This window comes from Streptomyces sp. 796.1, from assembly GCF_047525675.1.
Taxonomy (GTDB): domain Bacteria; phylum Actinomycetota; class Actinomycetes; order Streptomycetales; family Streptomycetaceae; genus Streptomyces.
The window spans coordinates 18,061-40,259 of record NZ_JBLIWA010000014.1 but is presented as its reverse complement, the minus strand read 5'-3'; the positions used below and the strand labels follow the sequence as shown (position 1 = coordinate 40,259).

At 70.6% G+C, this 22,199-nt stretch carries 17 protein-coding genes; 5 read left to right on the top strand and 12 right to left on the bottom strand.

From position 1 onward, the window contains the following. Positions 1-59 precede the first annotated feature (59 nt). The 4 genes from ACMA1D_RS11920 to ACMA1D_RS11905 all read right to left on the bottom strand — a co-directional run bounded on the left by ACMA1D_RS11920 (position 60) and on the right by ACMA1D_RS11905 (position 3,694). Positions 60-473, bottom strand: a complete 414-nt coding sequence (locus ACMA1D_RS11920) for a hypothetical protein (RefSeq protein ID WP_414723871.1) — start codon at positions 471-473, stop codon at positions 60-62. Positions 474-854: 381 nt separating this feature from the next. Next, entirely contained in the window at positions 855-1,853 is a 999-nt protein-coding gene (locus tag ACMA1D_RS11915) for a hypothetical protein (protein ID WP_414723870.1), read from the bottom strand. Further along, the gene (locus tag ACMA1D_RS11910) at positions 1,850-2,413 is read right to left on the bottom strand and encodes an RNA polymerase sigma factor (protein WP_414723869.1); all 564 of its coding nucleotides are present in this window, start codon (positions 2,411-2,413) and stop codon (positions 1,850-1,852) included. The genes ACMA1D_RS11915 and ACMA1D_RS11910 overlap by 4 nt, the downstream gene beginning before the upstream one ends. A 267-nt stretch (positions 2,414-2,680) precedes the next feature. Next, the gene (locus ACMA1D_RS11905) at positions 2,681-3,694 is read right to left on the bottom strand and encodes a winged helix-turn-helix domain-containing protein (protein WP_414723868.1); all 1,014 of its coding nucleotides are present in this window, start codon (positions 3,692-3,694) and stop codon (positions 2,681-2,683) included. Between the two features lie 95 nt (positions 3,695-3,789). On the opposite strand from ACMA1D_RS11905, the gene ACMA1D_RS11900 reads away from it, so the two are divergent. Beyond that, positions 3,790-5,124, top strand: a complete 1,335-nt coding sequence (locus ACMA1D_RS11900; RefSeq protein WP_414723867.1) for an MFS transporter — start codon at positions 3,790-3,792, stop codon at positions 5,122-5,124. A gap of 23 nt (positions 5,125-5,147) precedes the next feature. Here the strand turns inward: ACMA1D_RS11900 and ACMA1D_RS11895 are convergent, their stop codons facing one another. From ACMA1D_RS11895 to ACMA1D_RS11870, 6 genes are all read right to left on the bottom strand, one after another. Beyond that, positions 5,148-5,537 (bottom strand): DUF302 domain-containing protein, encoded by a 390-nt coding sequence (locus ACMA1D_RS11895; RefSeq protein ID WP_414723866.1) that lies wholly within the window; start codon positions 5,535-5,537, stop codon positions 5,148-5,150. Between the two features lie 536 nt (positions 5,538-6,073). After that, positions 6,074-7,753: an ABC transporter family substrate-binding protein gene (locus ACMA1D_RS11890; protein ID WP_414723865.1), complete on the bottom strand. Its 1,680-nt coding sequence runs from the start codon at positions 7,751-7,753 to the stop codon at positions 6,074-6,076. A gap of 88 nt (positions 7,754-7,841) precedes the next feature. After that, complete coding sequence (locus ACMA1D_RS11885; RefSeq protein ID WP_414723864.1) at positions 7,842-9,965, bottom strand: dipeptide ABC transporter ATP-binding protein; 2,124 nt, start codon at positions 9,963-9,965, stop codon at positions 7,842-7,844. Further along, positions 9,962-10,867, bottom strand: coding sequence for an ABC transporter permease (locus ACMA1D_RS11880; protein ID WP_414723863.1), 906 nt, complete (start codon positions 10,865-10,867; stop codon positions 9,962-9,964). The genes ACMA1D_RS11885 and ACMA1D_RS11880 overlap by 4 nt, the downstream gene beginning before the upstream one ends. A 1-nt stretch (position 10,868) precedes the next feature. After that, on the bottom strand, positions 10,869-11,849 hold the full coding sequence (locus ACMA1D_RS11875) for an ABC transporter permease (RefSeq protein ID WP_414723862.1): 981 nt from the start codon (positions 11,847-11,849) through the stop codon (positions 10,869-10,871). Positions 11,850-12,377: 528 nt separating this feature from the next. After that, positions 12,378-13,136 (bottom strand): SDR family NAD(P)-dependent oxidoreductase, encoded by a 759-nt coding sequence (locus ACMA1D_RS11870; RefSeq protein ID WP_414723861.1) that lies wholly within the window; start codon positions 13,134-13,136, stop codon positions 12,378-12,380. A 995-nt stretch (positions 13,137-14,131) separates the two neighbouring features. On the opposite strand from ACMA1D_RS11870, the gene ACMA1D_RS11865 reads away from it, so the two are divergent. The 4 genes from ACMA1D_RS11865 to ACMA1D_RS11850 all read left to right on the top strand — a co-directional run bounded on the left by ACMA1D_RS11865 (position 14,132) and on the right by ACMA1D_RS11850 (position 18,490). Continuing rightward, on the top strand, positions 14,132-14,530 hold the full coding sequence (locus ACMA1D_RS11865; protein WP_414723860.1) for a hypothetical protein: 399 nt from the start codon (positions 14,132-14,134) through the stop codon (positions 14,528-14,530). Continuing rightward, positions 14,527-16,542, top strand: coding sequence for a tetratricopeptide repeat protein (locus ACMA1D_RS11860; protein WP_414723859.1), 2,016 nt, complete (start codon positions 14,527-14,529; stop codon positions 16,540-16,542). The genes ACMA1D_RS11865 and ACMA1D_RS11860 overlap by 4 nt, the downstream gene beginning before the upstream one ends. 641 nt (positions 16,543-17,183) lie before the next feature. Next, positions 17,184-17,927, top strand: coding sequence for a hypothetical protein (locus ACMA1D_RS11855; protein WP_414723858.1), 744 nt, complete (start codon positions 17,184-17,186; stop codon positions 17,925-17,927). Then, a complete protein-coding gene (locus ACMA1D_RS11850) occupies positions 17,879-18,490 on the top strand; it encodes an ATP-binding cassette domain-containing protein (protein WP_414723938.1) in 612 nt (203 codons plus the stop codon). The genes ACMA1D_RS11855 and ACMA1D_RS11850 overlap by 49 nt, the downstream gene beginning before the upstream one ends. A gap of 161 nt (positions 18,491-18,651) precedes the next feature. Here ACMA1D_RS11850 and ACMA1D_RS11845 read toward each other — a convergent pair whose 3' ends face one another. Together ACMA1D_RS11845 and ACMA1D_RS11840 are read right to left on the bottom strand one after the other, a co-directional pair. Next, a complete protein-coding gene (locus ACMA1D_RS11845) occupies positions 18,652-20,049 on the bottom strand; it encodes a M20/M25/M40 family metallo-hydrolase (RefSeq protein ID WP_414723857.1) in 1,398 nt (465 codons plus the stop codon). Between the two features lie 514 nt (positions 20,050-20,563). Further along, positions 20,564-21,997 carry a lamin tail domain-containing protein gene (locus tag ACMA1D_RS11840; RefSeq protein WP_414723856.1) on the bottom strand — a complete coding sequence of 478 codons (1,434 nt, stop codon included), beginning with the start codon at positions 21,995-21,997 and terminating at the stop codon, positions 20,564-20,566. Positions 21,998-22,199: the final 202 nt, after the last annotated feature.

Genomic DNA, 22,199 nt, shown 5'->3' with positions numbered 1-22,199 from the left:
CGCCGGGAATGCCCGGAGCCCGTCCCTCACCTGCGGGGCGGGCTCCGCCCCGAGGGGAATCAGCAGCGCCCGCTGGACCGGCCGTTGGTGACCTTCGCCAGTCGGCCCGGGTACCGCCAGCCCGCCGACCTCGACTTGTGCGGCTTCACCGTCACACAGCGGTCCGGGCCGCGCACGATTTCCAGGTGGTAGGTGAAACTACGGCTACACCTGTTGTCGAGCCGCACCTTGAACTCGTATTTCTTGCCGTGCCGGGCACACGAGGGAACGTGATGCCGCCCCGACTTCTTCCAGGGAATGCTGCGCCGTACCTCTTTGGAGAGTGATTCCGCCTGCTGATCGGCGGTCACCGCGGTCGATATCGCGCCGCTCGCTGAGCCGTCCTGGCTTTGAGCGAGGGCCGGTGCACTGCCCAGCCCCATGACCAGAGCAGCAGTACCGGCAACGGCGGCGTGCCGCAGCGTCAACATCATGGTCCCCCTGTGATTTATGGCGGCTCACGCCACCGACGAGAACGGACGCACCCGCATTCCCGACCGCGACCAGCGCCGGCGCGCAGATGCGAGTCGGCCCGGAGGGCGTGGCCGGTGCGGTGCGCTGAACACGATGGCACCGCGGACCGCCCATGTCCTTGACCCTCAGCGCAGGGTGCGTTGACGATGCGTGCACCCCGTACGGGGTGGGACACCGCCCGCCCGCGGCGCTCGGACGACACTCCGGCGTCCGTAGCCGGCCCGGCGGCGCCCCGCGGCCACACCACCTTGCGGCCACACCCACCCCGCGGCTACACCCCCGCGGTCACACCCACCGCGCGGCCACACCCACCACACCGGAAGCGACCACCCCGGCCCCCGTCAGGAGGGCTTCGTGACGGGATCCACCTCCGGTGCCTGCCAGGCAGGTCCCACCGAGACGTACGTGGTGCGTTGCAGCAGGTCCCCGGCGCGGAGCTCTTGATCGCCCCAGGCCAGACCGTTGTTGCGGGCCGTGTCGGTGGCTTCGAGTACGTGGTGCGCCTTGGCGTCGACGATCAGTTGTCGGTGCCAGGTGTCCACGTCGATGGCCACGGCCGTGCCGACCCGTCCGGTGCTGTCCTTGACCTGCTCGCTCACCCGCGCTCCGGGGAGCCGGGTGAGCACGGTGAACAGCGCGGCGCGCAGCCGTGGCTCGGCGGGGGAGCGGGTGAGGAGTTCCTCGATGCCGTTGTACAGGTCCTCGGTGACGGACGCGCCGGTGGCCTTCCCGACCAGACGGGCACGGAGCGCCGACGGGTCGGTGGGCAGCTTCTTCAGGTCGTCCCAGAGGATGGGCCGGCCGCAGATCACGTACGCCGTACCACCCATGTCCCGGCGCGAATAGTCCTGGACCGGATGGTTGCCCGGCTTCCCCCGCGTGCCGTCCCGACTCACCCACAGCGTCTCGGACGTGGCGTCCGGTTGCCGGTCTCCGCTGGCGGTGCGGCTCCACTGGAGGGTCCGCACCTTCCAGTACGGCGCGGTCGCCGTCGGATCCGCTGCCGGTGAGGTCCGACTGGTTTCGGAGCCCGACCAGGGTGGGAACGCGACACCGACCGCGATCGTCGCGGCCACGGCCGCCGCGACCAGCAGCGGCAGCCCACGCCGCCAGGCCCGGACGGAGCCGGGCTCGGTCACCGGCCGCGCGTCGAGTTCGACCACGGCCCCGGCACCCGCCGGGTCACCCTGTTCCCGGCCGGCCGCCGAGCGCACCGCGGCCAGTGCCGCGGCGACCGCGTCCGCCGATGGCGGGGCGACCCGGCCGGCGGCCTGCAACCGGTCAGCGCCGGGGAAGTCGAGCACGTCGATCCGGTCGGTGGCGGTGTCCTGTTCGGTCACGAGAGGTCTCCTGTCAGCGAAAGCGGGGCGGCGGGGCCGAGCGCGGTGCGCAGTCGGGTGCGGGCTCGGTACAGTCGAGATCGGGCCGTGCCCGCGGGGATGCCGACGACGGTCGCGGCTTCGGTGGGGCTGAGCTGCTCCCAGGCGACCAGGAGCAGCAGTTCTCGCTCGACCGCCGGGAGCTCGGCCAGGGTCTGGCGCATCAGGGGCGCGACGGCCGCGGCGTCCAGCCGCTGGTCAACGGCGTGCCAGGGGTCGCTGCTCGGCTCACCGGCCAGTACGGCGACGCTACCCAGCGCACGTTCCCGACCGCGCCAGTGCGCGGCCAGTACGTTGCGCGCCACGCCGAACAGCCAGGCCCTGGCCGGCCCGCGGGACGCCTGGTAGGTGTGGCGCCCCGCATACGCCCGCAGCCACGCCTCGGCCAACAGGTCGTCCGCCGCCTCGGGCGCACGGCGCGCGAAGTAGCCGTGCAACGCCCTTGAGTGACGCTCCACGAGTGGTTCAAAGGCCGACGCGTCGGTCACCGAGCGCGTCAGCAGCTCCTCATCTGTCGCCACGAACCTTCCTTTCCCACAGCCACCCCGTCGGCGGCCTTCTCCCTCTTCTTGTGCACACCCCCACACAGCGTTCGCGCGGGCACCGCCGGGTGGTCGGCGGCAGGTGGGTATGGTGGCCGGGGCCGCTGACCTGGGCGGGGACCGGGGGAGGCGTGGGTGGTTCGTACACAGGGTTGCATCGTGGGTTGCGCCGAGTGGTACCACCCAGGCGGTTCCACCCGGGTGGTGAAAGCGGCTCCGCGCGGCGGCTGCGGGACGCGGCCTCTCCTACGGGTGCGTACCGGCCCCGGCCCCCGACGTCCCTCCGGTGGCCAGCGCGTCGCCCGCCGCGGTGCGACGGTAGACCACCCGCCGACCGGCGCGTTCGCCGACCACGAGCTCCGCCTCGCGCAGAACGGCCAGGTGGCCACCGACCGTGCCCAGCGAAAGACCGAGCTCGGCGGCGAGTTCGCTGCTGGTGGCGGGGTGCTCCAGGGCGCGCAGGATGGCGGCGCGGCCGGTACCGATGAGCCGGGCCAGGGCCTGTTGCCGGGGGCGCGCAGCGGCAGATGGGAGGTCACCCGAGCCGCGGGCGGGATAGACCAGCGCGTACGGCAGCCCGAGCCCCTCGCACAGCCAGGTGCCCCGCCCGAGGCCGGTGTACGGGACGAACAACATGCCCTCGGGGCCTACGACACGGTCGTGCCCCGGCCGGCTGCTGAACCGGATCGCGTCCGCGCCGACCCAGACGCTGTGCCGGTTCATCCGCTCCACGGCGCGGGGCCAGCCATAGGCGGCCAGCAGCCCGGCGCGGTAGGTGACATCGCGTTCGAGCAGGGCACGACGGCGCGGCCAGACCTCGGCCAGGTGCGCGTCCCAGACGCGCTGGAACAGTACGGCGGTGCGGGCCGCCCAGTCGTGGCCGGTGAGCCAGGCGCCCAGGTCGTGCCGCTCCCAGCTCGCCTCGACCGCCAGGCGCAGGCTCGCCCCGACGACGTCGTCGGGGACGCAGGCCATCCGGGCGAGCTCGTCGCCGAGCCGCGTGCGCATCCCGTCCGGCGGCGGCAGCGACACGTGGTCGGGCAGGTACTTCGTCGAGCTGACCAAGGTGACCAGGCCCTTGGCGAACGGGTCGGCCGCGAGCAGGTCCTGGAAGGCCGCGTGATGGCGGGCGTGCCAGGGGGCGAGCCAGCGATCGGTGCACGGTCGGGACAGGGCCATGGCGGCGCCCAACGTCTCGGCGAGGGGCGACAACGCGAAGCGGGAGCGTGCGAGGGCCTGGGAGTCCAAGCGCAGCAACACCAACGGATGCGGTCCTTCGTCGTGGGGAGGCCAGGGGGGCGGCACCCGCGGGAGACCGGGCCGGGGCACCTCGCGGGAGGCTGAGTCGGCACCCGATGGGAACTTTCGGCAGCGGGCGAAACAATAGTGCCACCGCCCGGAGCGTCCCCATACTCGGGCCGGTGCCCACAGCAACCAATCCTTCCCCCGTCCCCTCCGTCCCTCCTACCGCGTCTTCCTCGGCTTCCCCTCTGCGACGGCCAGGCTTCCGCTGGTACTTCGCCGGGCAGACGGTGTCCCTGTTGGGAAGTTCCATGGCTCCGGTGGCCCTGGCGTTCGCCGTTCTCGACGCATCGGCACAGGTGGGCGACCTGGGTCTCGTACTGGCCGCGCGCATGCTGCCGATGCTCGGCTTCCTGCTGGTCGGCGGTGTCGTCGCCGACCTGCTGCCCAGAGGGTTGGTCCTGGTCACCGCCCACCTGGGCGCCGCGCTGACCCAGGGCGCGAGTGCCGTGCTTCTCCTGACCGGCCACTATTCGCCATGGTCCCTGGCAGCTCTCGGCCTACTGAACGGGGCGTTGGGCGCGTTCACCTCGCCGGCCCTGCGCGGCCTGGTGCCTGAGCTGGTGGCCAAGGGGGAACTCCAGCGGGCCAACGCCCTGCTCGGCACGGTCAGGAACGGCACCAAGGTGTTCGGCCCCGCGCTGTCGGGCGTGCTGGTGGTTGCCGTGGGCGGCGGGGTGGCCATCGCCATCGACGCGCTCGGCTACCTGCTCGCCGCCGCGTTCCTGGCACGCATCCCCGCCCCCGCGGGCCGCGCCCCCTCCCCGGCCCCCCGCCACCTCGGGCGCGAACTGCGGGAGGGCTGGGACGCGTTCTGGCACACGTCCTGGTTGTGGCCTGTCACCCTGGCGTTCTGCGCGGTGAACCTGGTCAACACGGGCAGTTGGCAGGTCCTGGGGCCGAGGCTGACCGCCGACCTGTCCTCACCCGCCACCTGGGGCCTGGTGCTCAGCGTGCGCGGGGCCGGGATGCTCGTCGGCAGCAGCCTCCTCTACCGGCTCACCGTCCGGCGCTTCCTGCTGTGGGGGCAGCTCGCAGTCGTGCTGAACGCCCTCCCCCTGCTCGCCCTGGGCACCCGGCTCTCCGTGCCGTGGCTGGTCGCCGCGGCGTTCGTCGCCGGGGTCGGCGTCTCGGTCTCGGCGATCGCCTGGGAGACCTCCCTGCACGAGCACGTACCGACGGAGGTGTTGTCGCGGGTCGCCGCGTACGACGACCTGTTCTCCTACCTGGCCATCCCGGTCGGCCTGCTGGCGGTGGGCCCGCTCGGCCACGGCTTCGGTGCGCACCAGGTCACCACGGTCTCCGGCCTGTTGTTCGTCGTGATCGCCCTGCTGCCGCTCGCGGCCCCCGCGGTACGTCGCCTGCCCCGCGCGGCACCTGAGCGGTAGCCGTACCGCGCCGGCCTGGGGCGTCAGGCGCCGAGGGAGGCCAGGGCGGCGTCCAGGCGGGCCGTGGCCTCGGCGGCGACGGGGCCGAGGGCGGGTAGACCGGTGAGGGCGATCATGGTGTTCGGATCGAGGGCCTGGACGGCCGTGTGGTCGCCGTCGCGGCGGACGACGACGTTGCAGGGCAGAAGCAGCCCGATGCTGCGGTCGGCCTCCAGAGCCTGCCGGGCCAGGGGTGGGTTGCATGCGCCGAGGATCAGGTAGTCCTCCATGTCGTGGTCGAGCTTGGCCTTGAGGGTGGCCCGCACGTCGATCTCGGTGAGGATGCCGAACCCCTGGTCGGCCAGGGCCTGCCGGACCGCGGCGACTGCTGTGTCGAAGTCGGAGTCGAGACGGATGCTGCGGTCGTAGGACACGGGCGCTCCTCACCGGTGTGCGCGAACAGGTTTCCGCCCCACCGCTATACCGCACGGGCCGCCCACTGCGTACGCGACACCGCCGGTGGTGGGCTGGGCGGGGCACCAGTCGCCCCGGGCGGCCGGACCGATCGGCGTGTCGCCTCGTACGACGAGTGCTGCTGTGTCACCGCGCGCGCCGGCCAATTGATGAGCGGGTGGATCGCCGCGGATGGAGCGGAACCGGGCACCAGCCCGCCCGCGGCTGCACGATCGCCGGGTACGCCGGCGTTGGCCTGCGGATCAGTGCGGGCCCGCGGTCCGCGAAGCGCTCGGCGAGCAGGCACCCTCGACGGTCCTCAGGGTGGGACAGGCGACGTTCGTCGGCATCCACTACCCGTCGGAAACGCCGGCCAGGGCGGCTGGCCTGCATGTCGCCCGCGCCCACCGCCACCGCACACGCAGCCGGCCGGCGGGGACACCCTGCTCTCACCAAGCCCGCCCTGGCACCCACCCGGACCGGATGCGTGCCAGGGCGGGTGGCCCGCGGCGGCTGCCTACTTCTCCCAGCCCACGGTCTCCGGCAGCGGGCTGTAGAAGATGGTCGCGCCGACGTTGGCCAGGCCCTTCTTCACGCTGTACGTCGACGGGCCGCTGAACAGCGGGAGTTGGGCGTACTCCTGGAGGGCCTTTTGCTCGACCCGGTTCACCTCGGCCGTCTGCTTGTCGAGGTCGGCGATGTCCGCCGCGGCGCGGATCTCCTTGTCCAGCTCCGGCGACCCGGCCCCGGTCAGGTTGGAGTCACGGTCGGAGCAGTAGGTGTCGCACAGGTACCGGATGCCGAACGGGTCCATGGAGCGGTTGCCCGAGATGATCAGGTCGAACTTGCGCTCGTTGAGGATGCTGGCGAAGTCCGCGTCGTCGGCCTTCTTGATGTCCAGGCGAATGCCGACCGGCTTCAGCATCGCGGTCAGCGCACCGGCGGTGGCCTTGTCCAGCGGGCCGTCACCCAGCAGCGTGTAGCCGATTTCCAGCTTCTTGCCGTCCTTCTCGCGCACCCCGTCGCCGCCGACCTTCCAACCCGCCGCGTCGAGGTCCTTCTTCGCCTGGTCGGGCCCGTACTTCAGGACGGCCGAGACGTTGTCCTGGTAGCCCTTCTGGAAGCTGTAGAGCACGGCCGAACCGGGCAGCGGCTCCTTGTAGTCCAGGCCCTGGAACTGGATCTTCGCGATCTGGGTGCGGTCGACGCTCTCCTGGATCGCCTTGCGCACCGCCTTGTCGGCGAGGAGCGGCGACTTGGTGTTGAAGTGCAGCGAGTACTCGAACGGGCTGCCGCCGCTACGGATCTCGGTGCCCTTGAGGCCCTTCACCTGCTTCAGGCTCTCGGCCGTGACCGCGGAGACGTAGTCGAGCTGACCGTTCTTGAAGGCGTTGATGCCCGCGGCCGACTCCAGGTTGACGTACGTGCGCTTGTCGAGCTTGCCCTTCTTGCCCCACCACTTCGGGTTGCGCTCGAAGGTGATGTTGCCCGAGTGGCTGTCCCACTTGGCGACTGTGTACGGGCCGGCGCCCCACTCGGGGCGCGCCTTCTTCACGTACGCCTTGTTGAAGTTCTCGACCGTCGCCGCCTTCGGGTGCAGGAAGGTGGAGAACAGGGTGGACCAGAAGGGGTACACACCCTTGAAGGTGATGACGGCCTGCTTGTCGTCCTTGCCCCGCTCGACCTTGGTGATCTTGTCGTAGCCGTCGGTGGTGGAGGCCGCGAAGTCCTTGTTGGACCCGTTGTTGGCCTTCCAGGTGGCCTCGATCGCCTTCCAGTCGATCGGGGTCCCGTCGTTGAAGGTGGCCTTCTCGTTGATGGTGATGACGACCTTCTGGTTGCCCCCCTCGACGGACTCCTTCACGTCGGTGAAGTAGTCGGGGTTGTACTGCACGTCGCCGGTGGGCGAGTAGGTGATCGCGTTCGCGTTGTACCAGGCCCACACCCGGCTCGCGGTGAGGGTGCCGTTGACGTTGAACGGGTTGCCCTGTTCGTCGAACGTCCCCACCGTCGTGTACGTACCGCCGTCCTTGATCTTCTCGTACGGCGTCGGGTTGTAGTCGGCGGCTCCCGACGCGGTGGACGGGGTGCCCTTGCTGTCCGAACCCGAGCCGTCATTGGTGGAGTTCTGGCACGCGGTGGCGGTGACGGAGATGGCTGCGATGAGGGCGACGGGCAGGGCCAGTCTTGCGCGCATGGGAGAGCGTCCTTGGGTTGGGTGAAGAGGTGAAAATGAGGGTGGGTCGTGGGTGGTGACGGGCCTTGGCCGGGGCACTCGGCCCAGGTCACACCGCGTGGCAGGCGTACGCGTGGCCGTCCTGCCCCGGCGCCGGCCGCGATGCGGGACGCTCCGTACGACAACGCTCCTGCACGTCCGCGTCGGCGAGGCGGTACAGCGGGCAGCGGTCGACGAACACACAGCCGCTGGGCAGGTTGGTGGCGCTGGGTTGCTCGCCCTGGAGGACGATCCGTTCGCGGGTGCGCTCGCGCTCCGGGTCGGGCAGCGGGATCGCCGACAGCAGCGCCCGGGTGTAGGGGTGCTTCGGGTCGGAGAACAGCGTCTCCGTGTCACCGATCTCCACGATGTGACCCAGGTACATCACCGCGATGCGGTCACAGATGTAGCGGACCACCGCCAGGTCGTGGGCGACCATCAGGTAGGCGAGTCCCAGCTCGTCCTTGAGCCGGCCCAGCAGGTTGATCACCCCGGCCTGTACCGACACGTCCAGCGCGGAGAGCGGTTCGTCCAGGGCGAGCAGCTTCGGGTCCGTGGCCAGGGCGCGGGCGATGCCGATGCGCTGGCGCTGGCCTCCCGAGAGCGCCGCCGGGAACCGGTCACCCATCGCGGGATCGAGCCCCACGAGGGTGAGCAGCTCGTGGATGCGGGAGCGGATCGCCTCCCGTCCTTCCCCGAGCGCCTGGAGCGGCTCGGCGAGCAGTTGGTAGACGGGCAGCCGCGGGTCCAGGGCACCCAGCGGGTCCTGCATGACGATCTGCACGTCGTGCCGCAGGGTGCGCCGCTCACCGCGGGCGGGGGACGCCCCACCCCCGGCCGCGACACCCTTGCCGCCGGCCGCGCCGATCTCCTGCCCCGCGATCTCGATCCGGCCGCCCTCGGGCTGCCGCAGCCGCAGGATCTCCATCAGCGTCGTCGTCTTGCCGCTGCCCGACTCACCCACCAGGCCCAGCGTCTCGCCGGCCCGCAGCTCGAAGCTGACGCCGTTCACCGCGTGCAGCGTGCCGACCCGGCGCTTGATGAACGCCCCCTTGGTGACGGGAAACGTCTTCACCAGGTCCTCGACGCGCAGCACCACCTCGCCGCCCGACGAGCGGCCCGGCCCTGCCGTACCCTCGCCCGGGGCCAGGTCCCCGCGCGGATCGAGAGTGCCGTCGGCAATCTCGGCCGCGCGCAGGCAGGCGACGTGCCCGTGCCCGGTGACCTCACGCAGCTCCGGCTCGTCGGAGCGGCACGCGTCGAGCGCGACGGCGCACCGGCTTGCGAAGGGGCAACCGGCCGGCAGGTCGGACGGGACGGGCGGCTCCCCACCGATCGGCACGAGCGGACGGCGCACCCCACCGTCCACCGTCGGCACCGCGGCCAGCAGCCGCGCGGTGTAGGGCATGGTCGGCCGCCGGAACAGGGAGTGGACGTCCGTCTTCTCCACGAACCGGCCCGCGTACATCACGGCCACGTCATCCGCATGGCCGGCCACCACCCCCAGGTCGTGGGTGATCAGGACGAGCCCGGCGCCGGTCTCGCGCTGCGCCAGCCGCAGCACGTCCAGGATCTGCGCCTGCACGGTGACGTCGAGCGCGGTCGTGGGCTCGTCGGCCACCAGCACGGCGGGCCGGTTGGCGATCGCCAGGGCGATGACCACGCGCTGGCGCATGCCGCCGGAGAACTCGTGCGGGAAGGCCGATGCACGGTTGCGCGGGTCGGGGATGCCGACGAGGTCGAGCAGTTCGACGGCCCGCTCCCAGGCGGCCTTCTTCGACAGGTCCTGGTGGACCCGCAGCGCGTCGGCGAGCAGCCTGCCCACGGAGAAGATGGGGGTCAGCGCCGACAGCGGGTCCTGGAAGACCATGCCGATGGACTTGCCCCGCACCCGCGACAGGGCCCGGTCGTCGAGGCCGACCAGGTCCTGCCCGCCGAGCACGACCTGACCGTGCAGGTCGGCGGTGGGCGGCAGCAGGCCCATGATGCCCATCGCGGTGGCCGACTTGCCCGAGCCCGACTCGCCGACGATGCCGAGGGTACGGCCGGGCAACAGGTCGAAGCTGACGCCGCGCACCGCTTCGACGGGCCCGGCCTCGGAGGGGAAGGAGACCCGCAGGTCCCGTACGGAGAGCACGGGTGTGCTGCCGGCGGGGGTGGGCGAGGTGTCCCGCACGGTGGTGGTGAGCGTCATCGTCGGCCTCCCGCCGCGCCGGTCACTGAAGTGGGGTCGAGTGCGTCGCGCAGCCCGTCACCGATGAAGGTCATCGAGACGGTCAGCAGCACGACCAGGCCCGCGGGGAAGGCGAAGAGCCAGGGAGCGCTGGTGATGGTGGTCGCGCCGTCGGCGAGCATCGTGCCGAGGGAGACGTCCGGGGTCTGCACGCCGAACCCGAGGAAGGACAGCGCGGTCTCGCTGAGCACGGTCGCGACGACGCCCAGGGTCAGGTTGACGATGAGCAGGGAACCCAGGTTGGGAATGATGTGGCGCACGATGATGCGGAGCGGGTGCACACCCATGAACTCCGCCGCCGTCACGTAGTCCCGTTCGCGCAGCGACGTCGAGACCGACCACACGATGCGGGCGGTGGACATCCAGCCGAACACGGTCAGCACGATGATCAGTACGCGCCAGTCGCCCGCCACCCGGTTGGAGATCAGGGCGAGGATCAGGAACGAGGGCACGATCAACAGGAAGTGGATGAGGCCGAGCGTCAGCCGCTCCACCTGGCCACCGAAGTACGCGGCGCTCGCGCCGATGATCGCGGCGACGATGATCGTCAGTACGGACACGCTCACGGCGATCACCAACGAGCGTTGCAGCCCGTGCACCGCACTGGCGTAGACGTCGTTGCCACCCTGGTTGGTGCCGAACCAGTGCACGTCGCTCGGTGGTTGGGTGAGCGCGGCGAAGTCGGTGTCGGTGTGCTGGTAGGTGGTGAACAGGTCGCCGAAGAGGCTGAACAGCACCAGCAGCAGGAAGATGACGACCCCGGCGACCGCGAGGCGGTTGCGCAGGAAGCGCCGCAGGTACAGCCGGCCGAGGCCGTGGCCCTTGGACGTCTTGGCGGGGACGGTGTCGGTTGTGGTCGCCATGTCAGTTCACCCGCACTCTCGGGTCGAGGAAGACCGTGGCGATGTCCGCGAGGATCGCGCCGATCGCGGTGAGCACCGCGGCGAACGCGGCCACCGCGACCGCTCCGTGCACGTCGTTCTTGCCGATGGTCTGGATGAAGTAGCGGCCCATGCCGTTCCAACCGAAGATCGTCTCGGTGACGATGGCCCCGGTGAAGATGCCGGGCACGCTGAACGCCACGGAGGCGGCCGTCGGGATCAGCGCGGCGCGCAGGGCGTGCCGGCGGACGGCCTTGGCACGGGTGAGACCGGTGGCCTGGGCCGTGCGCACGAAGTCGGCGTTGATCGTGTCGAGCAGCAGCGAGCGCTGGGTCAGGTGGTAGCCCACGTAACCCATCAGGGTCAGCGTCAACGTCGGCAGGATCAGGTGCAGCAGCCGGTCACCGATCGTCGGGAACAGCCCCTCGACGTTGGGTGAGTTCTCCCCGGCGACGTACAGGAAGTCGAACCCGGCGTGCTGGTTCAACCAGATGGCGACGAAGACCACGGCCAACGCGGCGACGGAGGTCGGGATGTTGAACACCGTGATGGAGATCGCCTGGAAGATCCGGTCGGCCGGACCGTACTGGCGCGCGGCGGTGTACACGGCGAGTGCCACCCCGATCACCACGGACAGGATGGTCGCCGTGACGACGAGCTGGGCGCTGACGAGGGCGCGGTAACCCATCTCACCGTTGACGGAAACACCGGTCGGCGACGTGCCCCAGTCGAAGTGGAGGACCACCGAGGTGAGCCAGTTCCACCACCGCTCCACCAGCGGCACCCCGGGATCGAGGTTGTACGGGGCGAGGGCCCGGGCGATCTGCTCCTCGCTGCGGACGGGCCGCAACTCCTTGTAGTTCGATCGCGGGTCCAGAAAGAAGCTGGCCAAGAAATACGTCGCGTTGGTTGCGACAGCGATCATCACCAGCCAGCCGCCCGCCTTGCGCATCACATAGCGCATGGTGCGGACCGCCCCCTCACCACACAAGCGGGACGCGCCTGGACGGCGCCGGGGAGACAGGTGAAGTACATGTGTGGTGGGACTTTCTGGAACGTACGAGTACGGAACGGCCCCGCGAGGAGGCTCCGCCAGCTTGATCCCTAATAGATGGTCATGCCAAGTTTTTCCGGGTCCTGCCATGATCCTGCAATGTTGCCGAAGCAAAGCAGGGTCGGTGGGTGGGGGATTTGGCGGATTCCTGGTGGCGGCTGGTAATAGATGGCGGTGAGGGGGCCGGGTGATGGTTGATGACGGAGGGTGACGGGTGTCTGCGGTTGGTGGGTTGGGGTGAGGTGGGTGGGACGGTGACCGGAGGGTGGGAGCGGGGTACGCAGCGGGCGGGTTGGGTTGGACCGCATGGGGTAGCGGCAGGGTGGGTTGCAGCGAGTGGGGCGCGGGTCGGGCTGGGTTGGAAAGTCTGTGGGTCGGTATCGGGGTCGGGGTCGGGAGCGGGTAAGGGTTGGGGGAGTGGGCGCGGTGCCGCCGAGCTCAGTGCGCGGTGAGCCCGCCGTCGACCACCAGCTCCGAGCCGGTGACGAACGAGGAGTCGTCGCAGGCCAGGAAGAGGATCGCGGGTGCGATCTCGTCGGCCCGACCGGCACGGCGCATGGGGGTGCGCTGAATGTCCGGCTGCTGGTCTCCCTGCTCGTCGAGCAGTTCCTGGATCATCGGCGTGGCGATCACCCCGGGGTGCACCGAGTTGACCCGTACCCCCTGCCGGGCGTACTCGACCGCGGCGGTCTTGCTGAGCAGGCGTACGGCTCCCTTGGACGCCTGGTAGGCCGCAGCCGCGCCGCTGCCCACCAGGCCGAGCACCGACGAGGTGTTGACCACCGACGCGTTGCCGCTCGCCCGCAGCAGCGGCATCGCCGCCCTCATGCCGAGCCAGGTGCCCTTCTGGTTCACGTCGACGACGCGGTCCCAGTCCGCTTCCCGCGTGTCCTCGATGCCCGGCCAGTCCACGATGCCGGCGAGGTTCACGAGCACGTCCAGCGTGGCGAACCGGTCGCGCACGAGGGTGACCACCTCGCCCCACTCCCGCGCGGAGGAGACGTCCAGGCGGGCGGCGACGACCTCCGAGCCGCCTGCCCCGATCCGCTGGGCCAGGTCATGGAGCGGGCCTTCGGTGATGTCGGTGAGCACGAGCCGGGCGCCCTCACGGGCGAAGAGTTCGGCGGTCGCCGTACCGAGTCCGCCGGTCGCGCCCGTGATCAGCGCAACCTTGCCGGCAAGTCGTTGTCCCGTCATGGGGTGGTCCTTTGGTCGTCGTGGTTGCTTGTTCGGCTGCTCGCTGGTCGGCTTGCTCGCCGTCCGTCCGGCTGGCTGCCCGGTGGGACTGCTCAACCAGCCGCGATGGGTCCGTCTCCCCGTAGGGTGCGGCCCCTTCCGTTCCACCGAGTCTGGGCAGGTCAGCGGCGCCCCACCAGGACGTGCGTCGTCTGGGGGCGACACACCCAGGCAGTGCGTCGGGCTGCTGTGGCCGGCCCGCCCCTGCGGTCGATGGCTGCCGCGGACGCTCGGGTGCGCGCGCTGAGGGGCGATCCGCGCCCACGGTTAAGTGCGCGTGAAGCGGGTCACAGATGGCTGTGGGCGGCCCCGAAGGGCTGGAGCGTGTCGAGCCAAGTCACTAATCTGAGGGAGCCTCATCTCAAGGCAGGGTCGGGGCCTCGGATGTGCGGACGGACGTCGGCACTGGGGGCCCACGTCATCCGTGTGGGCCCCGGCTCATGAGATGAGGTGGCAGGGATGGTCAACTCGGAACCGGACCAGGTGAGATCTGGCTGGTTACGTAAGGCAGCTTCACGCTTGGCTGTCGCGCTCGGTGCGAAGGCGCTGTGGGCGGTAGCCGTGAAGGTGCTCGACCATGAAGGAGTTGATCTCTAACTCCGAGTGAGGCGGATGGGGCTGACGCTCCAGCTAGCTTCGCTGGTGTACCCCCAGTCGCCAGCGACGCACCGATGATGGTGCGGGAGAAACCATCTGCCTCACCCCCTGTCCCCTTCCCCGCCTCCGCGCTCCCGGCTCTGCTGAGCAGCCCAACTGGTCTCTTCCGCACGGGGGTTGGCGGCACGGGGAGTGTGTCGGCTGGGGCTGCGGCTTCGGGTATCGGCCGACACCGCGGGCCTGACCATCGGCCTGGTACCGCCGGTCTGGCCTGCCCCGACCCCCAGCCCCTCCACCCACTGCGCCACCCATACGGCGTCCTCATGGCATGCTCGGGTGACTGACAGAGGGAGATCGCCGTGGACGCGTTGACCGTTGCCAACGATGTGGTGCCGTACGTCACCGCCGCCGTCGCCGCGTACGGGACGGCCGTCGTCACCCGCAGCGCCGATACGGCCGCCGACGCGACGGTGTCGCTGGGGCAGCGGATCGTGCAGCGGCTGTGGAGCCGGGAGGAGAGCCGGGGCGGGTTGGAAGAGGCCATCGAGGAGGTCGCCGACGCCCCCCAGGACGACGACGCCCAGGCGGCCCTGCGCGTCCAGGTGCGTCGCATCCTGCGACAGGACGCCGAGTTGGCCGCCGAACTGGCGCAACTCCTGCCCACCCGCTCCTTCACCGCCTCGGGTGCCGGCGCCGTCGCCGTGGAGACGAACAACGGCGTCATCAGTACGGGCGACGGCGCCACCATCCAGCGATGAACGAGGGGACGGGGGCGGAGGCATCGGGCACCCGGGCGGTCGCCGTCGGGACCAACAGCGGCGTCGTCTCCACCGGTGACCACGCCACGATCGACGCGCGCACCTTCCACCTGCCGGCGCAAGCCGCACGGCAGCCCGCCGACGTGTCGGCCCCACACGGGACCACCAACCTGCCCGCGCCGGCCAACCCGGACTTCGTCGACCGGGTCGATCCGCAAGCTTCCCTGATGGCGGCACTGGGTGGGGCCGGCCCGGCGGAGCCGCTGGTCGTGCAGGGCCTGGGCGGGACGGGCAAGAGCGCGCTGGCCCTGGAAGTCGCCCACCGGCTCCGGGACCGGTTCGACCTGGTGTGGTGGCTCCGCGCGGATTCCGCCTCCAGCCTCACGCACGGGCTCGCGGACCTCGCGACCAGGCTCGCCCCCCACCCCGTGCTGGCCGCGGCGACCAGCGCCGAGCGGGCCGGGTGGGCCCTGGGCTGGTTGCAGGCGCATCAGGGTTGGCTCCTGGTGCTGGACGACGCGGCCTCCCCGCGGGACCTGGCTCCCGTGCTGGGGGTGGCCACGGGGCGGTACCTCATCACCAGCCGGCACGCCACCGGCTGGCGCCGCCTGGCCCGAACCCTCCCGCTGGACACCCTGCCCGCAGACGCCGCGGTGGAGCTGCTGATGCGCATCATCGAGCCCGAAGGACCCGACGAAGAACACGCACTGGCCTGCCTGGCAGAGGAGTTGGGGCAGCTTCCGTTGGCCTTGGAACAGGCCGCCGCCTACATCGAGTCCACGGCGATCAGCCCGGCCACGTACCTGGAGCGTCTCCGCAGCCACCCGGGCCGGATGTACGCCGCCACGGCGACCGGTCGGGAAGCGGACGACCAGCGCACCGTCGCCAGGATCTGGCAACTGTCCCTCCGGGCGATCACCACCCAGCAGCCCGTGGCCGGGGACCTCCTGCGACTCCTCGCCTGGTACGCGCCCGATCCGCTGCCGCGCGACGTCCTGGGCGGGGTGCACGAGGTCCTGGGCGAGGACCCGTTCGCGGTCGACGAGGCCCTGGCCCTGCTGCACGGCTACAGCATGATCACCCTGACCCGGCAGACCGTGACCGTCCACCGCCTGGTCCAGGCCGTGGCGCGCACCCCCGACCCGGCCGATTCCCAGCGCACCAGCCAGGCCATCACCACCGCCCGCGAGCGAGCCACCCTACTGCTGGAACGGGCACTGCCCCAGAACCCGCTCTTCAACGTCCCCGGCTGGCCCAGGTGGCGTGAACTCCTGCCCCACCTCAGGGCGTTGACCGACCAGACCCCGCAGGACGAGAAGGGCCCGCACACGGCAGGGCTGCTGGTCGCAGCTTCCGCGTACCTCCAAGGTGATGGCCACACCAGCACCGCCATCACCTGCGCCCAGCAGGCCGTGGACCTACACACCCAACTCCACGGCCCGGACGATCCGGCCACGCTCACCGCCCGCAGCTTCCTCGCCAGCGCCCACCGGGCCGCGGGCGACCTGGAAGCGGCCACGCCCGTGCACCAGCAGAACCTGGCCGACCACGAACGCGTCCACGGCCCCGACCACCCGGACACCCTCGTCGCTCGCGCCAACCTGGCCTACCTCCACGCGCTACGAGGCGACCTGACACAAGCACGGGACCTCCACCGGCAGAACCTGACGGACATGCAGCGCCTGCACGGCCCCGACCACCCCCACACCATCAACGCCCGCGCCAACCTCGCCAGCGCCCATCGTGACCTGGGCGACCTGGAGGTGGCCATCACCCTCCACCGCGAGGCTGTCGCCGCCTACGAGCGGGTCTACGGGCCGGACCACTCCGAGACCGTCACCGCCCGCTGCAACCTCGCCTACGCCCATCGACTGGCCGGCGACACCGAAACGGCCACGACCCTCTTCACCCGCGTACTGGCCGACCGGGAACGCCTCTACGGCGTCGACCACCCTCTCACGGAAGTGGCGCGCCAATTCCTGGCAGACACCGGCGGCGCCGGCGACCATTAGCCCTTGCTGAAGCGGGCGTCAGGTGGCCTGAGGTGCCTGCGTGAGGTTACCGGGGGTGCTCTGCGAACGGGCCGAGCAGGCTCGGGGACATTCCGGTCGGTGAATTCCGGGTGTGTTTCAAAGAGTGCACCAGAGGTTCCCCCCGGAGGTTCGCTCAGGGGCAGCCGGACGTTTGGGCGAACCCCTTTTGGCGAACCCCTGATGAAATACGCCCTTCCCACGGGTCGGATTCCTTTGGTGGCGGCGAGTGTGCGACTTCATAAGGCACCCGCATTCGGTCGATCCGGCAGTGTGAAACTCCCGTGACAACCTTGTTAAATACCCGGCCAGTCCGACGGCCGACGGCACCGGCCGACACCGCGCCGCGCGGCATCCTTGCAGCTCCGTACCGCGATCAAGGCAGTGGCGTGACGAGCGAGATGATGATCGAATCTGGTGCCGTCCCGCCGATCTAGGGGAGTCTCGGAGTGGCAAGGTGGAAAAGGGGCCGTCGTTCGGAAAGAGCGGTTGGGCCGCCACGGAGAGGCACGCATGAATACGGGCGCATATTCCAGATCGCCTGGCGGGCCGGCCGTGGCCTCAGCGCCGTTGTGCTGGGTACGGTCTTGCTCGCTGCGGTCGTTCCACTCGCTCTGATATGGGTGATCGGGGCCCTGATCGAGACGGTTCCCGAAACGGCTTCCCAGGGAATCGCTTCCTCTCCGGGGCGCCAGACGGTCGGCTGGGCGGTTCTGGCCGGGCTGGTGCTCCTGCTGTTGTGGGTGACGACCGCCTTGCGCACTGCGGCGGCCACTGCTTTGGGTAACCGCGTGGACGCCTTGTTGCAGCGGGAGTTGATGCGGGCGGTCATGTCCCCGGCCGGGACTGCTCATTTGGAGGATCCGGCGACGGTCGACCTGATCGGCGTCGGTCGCGAGACGTTCCGCGGCGGCTGGGGCCGGCCCGGCAAGCTCGTCTTCACAGTGGGCGGTCTGGTCGCAGGGCGAATCACCCTGGTCGGTGTGTGCGTGTTCGTGGCCGGGTTCCACGTGTTCCTGGGGGTTGCCCTGCTGGTGGCTGCGGTGTGGGCGGCGTACGAGGAGAAGGCGGCCTCGCGGGTTGAGGCAGCACATCACTACGGCGACAGCGAGGGCGCCCGACGGCTTGAGTACTTCTACGCGCTGGGTGTCGAGGCCGCCGCGGCCAAGGAGGTGCGGGTCTTCGGCCTCTCCTGGTTCTTGGCCGATCGGTTCCTCGACGCCTGGCGCCGCTCGATGACCGGGGTGATCGGCCCGTTGCCGCGGCGCCCGGTCGTCGCTGGCCTCACGTTGGCGGCTGTGGTGTTGGGCGGGCTGGTCTGGATCGTGGTCGAAGCGGGCGAATCCTGCTCGACGACACCGACCTGACTGACCTCCCATCGCACGCCTACCGCGAGCGCCTCACCGCGGTGTTCCAGGACTTCACGCGCTGGGAGTTGTCGGTGCGCGAGAACGTCGGGGTGGGCGACCTGGACCGGATGGCGGACGCTGCGGCCGTGCGGGCGGCCCTGACGGGTGCCGGGGCGGATTTCGTGGCGGAGTTGCCGGAGGGGCTTGAGACGCCGCTCGGGGCGGGTTGGCGTGGCGGCGTCGAACTGTCCGGCGGGCAGTGGCAGAAGCTCGCGCTGGCCCGGTCGATGATGCGTGACCGCCCCTTGCTCGCTGTCTATGACGAGCCGACGGCCAGCCTGGACCCGAGCGCCGAACGCGCCCTCTTCGACAGAATCGCCACCGAGGCCCACCAGGGGAGGGCCGACGGCCGAGTCACCCTGCTGATCTCCCACCGCTTCTCGACCGTGCGCATGGCTGACCTGATCGTGGTCCTGAAGGACGGTCGGGTCGTGGAGAGCGGTGACCATGGTGAACTGATGGCGGGGAAGGGGCTGTACGCCGAGTTGTATGCCTTGCAGGCGGGGGCGTACGGGGCGTGATGGGTGTGGGGGTGGTGCCGCACTGGGAGGTGGGGGCGACGCCGCTTGTTGGTAAGGGCTTCCGGTGTGTGCTGGGGGTTGCTCCAGCACACACCGGAAGCCTTGGTGTCTGTCTCGTAGCACTGGAGGCGTCGGTGTCCCACGACAGGTGTGCGGAGTGGTCAGCGTTGGGGGGTGGGGAAGGCGACGGGGCTGCGTAGGCCCGCGTGGTTCAGGGCGCGGACGCCGAAGAAGACGTTGTCCTTGGAGAGGTCGATGGTGTGGTGGGTGGCGTTGCCCACGGGCGTGGCGTGGGTCCATTCGGTGGCGGTGGTCTCGCGCCAGACCACTTCGTAGCCGGCGAGGTCGGGCTCGGGGCCGGCTTCCCACACCAGTTTCGTCTCGTTGGTCAGGTCTGCGGTGAGGATCTTCGCGCCGCGTGGGGTGCCGGGGGCCTGGGCCAGGCTCCACAGGGCTGCGGCGTTGACACGGGCGACGCGTGCGACGTACGGGAAGTCGCAGAACTCGGGCAGGTCCCCGTACTGCTTGCCGTCGACGACGCGTACGTCCTGGTGTTGGTGGGCGTAGTCCTCGGCGGGTTCGGTGAACCGGGCTGCGGGGTAGGCGCGTTCGAGGAAGGGGATGTGGTCGCCGCCGCGTAGGTAGCGGTCTCGGCGGTAGATGACGCGGACTTCCAGTCCGGTCACCTCGGGCCCTGCGACGTCCTGGACGAAGCGGGCGAGTTGGCGCGAGGGCGAGTCGTTCTCGCCGCCGACCGAGCGTCGCACCTCGGCTTCCTGGGGGGTTTCGGAGGTGGGCACACCCTCGGCGAACAGCCTGACGGTGTGGGGGTCGTGGCTTCCGTCGTCAGCGGTGGAGCTGCCGATGATGTCGTTGGTGAACATGCCCTGGACGTCGGCTTGTTGCTCGCGGTAGCTCTGGGCGAGGTGGGTTGCTCCGTACAGGCCCTGCTCCTCACCCGCCACGGCGGCGAAGACCAGCGTGGCGCCGGTGCGGCGGGTGGCCAGGACGCGGGCGAGTTCCATGACGACGGCCACTCCGGAGGCGTCGTCGTCGGCCCCGGGCGCGTCGCTGGTGTGGTCCATGACGTCACTGGCGCGCGAGTCGTAGTGCCCGGAGACGACGTAGATGCGGTCGGGTGATGTGGTGCCGCGCAGGGTGGCGACAATGTTGGAGATCCGGGTGGGGGTGGGAATGCGGGGGGCGGGCTGTTGCACGTACGACTGGAGCTCGACGGTCATCCGTCCGCCGGACGCCCGCGCGTAGGCGCGCATCCGCGCCAGGATCCAGTCGCGGGCGGCGCCGATGCCGCGGACGGGGTCGTCCTGGGCGGAGAGGGTGTGCCGGGTGCCGAAGGCGACCAGGCGTCGCACGGTCGCCTCGATGCGCCGGTGATCGATCTCTTGAAGCAGCGCCCGCAATTCCGGCGGTGGCGGTTGCGGGCCGCCCGATCCCGGCTTTCCCGCGGCTTTTGCGCCGGTGGAGGCGAGGGTTACGGCGGCGGTTGCCGCGGTGGTCGTCAGGAGGGTGCGCCGGGATGTGCCCGTCGGATTCACCATGGGGGTATGGTCATGCACGCAACAATCAGCCGCAAGGCGCGTGCGTTCTTCCGGCGCCCGCGATTCCCACGTGTGTGGTGAAGATCCTCGCCCCGGTTGGATGCTTCCGTCAGGGCATAGGGCAACGCGCTGAGCTCGGGTGTGCCGGCCGGATGGGCTGCGGGTCCGAGTGCCGTCGGCTGTACACCGGGCTCGATGCGGCTGGTGAACGGCCTTGCCGTCCCAGCGCGGTCGGCTGCCCGTCCACTGAGGACTGCCCTGGTCGAACGGCCGCGCCGTGGTGGTGGGCGTGTGCCCTGCACGGTAGTGGCATGGGGGGCGAGGTCCGCTGTGTGTGTGGGGGCAGGAGGCCACAAGATCGGCCGGCTCGCCCCCGGCCTGGGAACGACTCCGCCCCCGACGGTCAGGGACCGTCGAGGGCGGGCGGGACGACGCACGCCGTCTTGGAACCGGCCTGAGCACCTCCCGTGGGTCGTGGACCGGGGGTCGTGCTCAGGCTGATGCGGGGGCCGGGTCAGCAGGTGATGGTGCCGCGGCGTAGGGCGTGGCCGCCGTCGTTGGCGTCGTCGGACCAGTAGACGGGCTTGGACCCGGCTACGCACTCGCTGGCGCCGGCGAGGGAGAACCCCTCGTTGTTGTAGTTCGGCATGCCGCTGGGCCGGTTGTAGACGGCGGTGGTGGCGAACGTGCCGCTGCTGTTGATCTTCAGCGTGTGGTGCCGGCCGTCGCAGGTGTCGTCGCACACCGCCCACAGGCGCGAGGTCTGCGGTTCCCACTGGAGTTCCATCACATTGGACAGGCCGCTGCTGAACGATGCCACGCGGGTGTACGCGCCGGAGTCGGTCAGGACGTAGCCGTAGATCGTGCCGGTGCCCTCGACGCCCACGAAGAACACGCCGCCGCTGTGGGCGCCGTAGCGGGCCGGGTCGTAGGCCGCGCCCGTCGAGGCGTCCTTGAAGCCGGCGCCGGTCAGCGCGGTGTCCGGGACCCAGGTGATGCCTTCGAAGCCGAGGTTGGAGCCGGTCGAGGGCAGGTCGGAGGTGAGGTTCCACTCCCTGGCGGCGGTCAGCGACGAACCCGAGCCGCTGACGTCGTACTTCAGTACCGACAGCCGGCTGGTGCCGGAAGCATCGCCGTTGCGCTCACTGGCGACGAACGCCCCGCCGGTCGAGCCCGCACCGGTCAGGGTGACACCCTCGCTGTCGGGGTGGCCAGAGCCGCCGGGGAAGCGCAGGGTCTTGCCGGAGGACCAGCCGCTCGCGGTGTCCGGCTTCCAGCCGCCGGACCCGTCCCGGACCAGGCGCCACAGCTTCCCGCTGTTCTGCGCGCCCCACAGCACGCCGTTGTCCTGGTAGAGCCCGCTGAGGTCCTCGCCGAACACGTTGGAGCCGTCCGCGGTCGCCACGCTGCTGCCACCGGGCCACGCCACCGGCGTCACCGAGCCACCGTCCCCGCCGCTGCCGCAGCCGTTCGCCCGGCCCAGGGTGACCGTGGCCACCTTCTTGAAGGCCCCGGTGCCGTCCGCGCAGCGTGACCAGGACGGATCGGAGTGCTTGCTCCAGGCGAAGCTGTCGACCAGGGTCTTGCCGTCGGCGCGGTAGAGACGGGCCTCGTCGTCGGACCCCAGGCCGAACTTGCCGCTGACGTCGAAGGACCGGAACCCTCCCGGAGCCAGCGTGGTCCCCGAAGCGATCTTGTACGAGTGGCTCTTGTCGTCGTCCTTGAGGACCCAACCCGAGACGTCGATCGTGGCGGTGCCCTTGTTGTGCAGCTCGATCGAGTCGTTGACGTCACCGGTGGTGACGACCTCGTTGATCCGGATGTCGTCCGCCGCGGCCCTCGCCTGCGCCGCAGGTGCGCAGGTGAGGACGCCCGCGGCCAGGAGCGGCGCGGCGACGAGGAGTCGGGAAAGAACAGGGCGCCGACGACGAGCAGTCGATGCGGTCACTGGTGTCCATCCTTGAAGTTGTCATGGGCAAGGCGGCCGGCCCGAGGCTCCCGGCCCCGGCCGAACAGGACTCCTCTGCCCGGGGGGACGGCTTGCGAACGGTGGGCGAAATCCCTTCGTACTGCTCTCTGGTGGGGTGGGCAAGCTGAAGGGGGTTCTGCCGCCGGAACAGGGACCGCCCTGCGGGTGATGCACCGTCGCC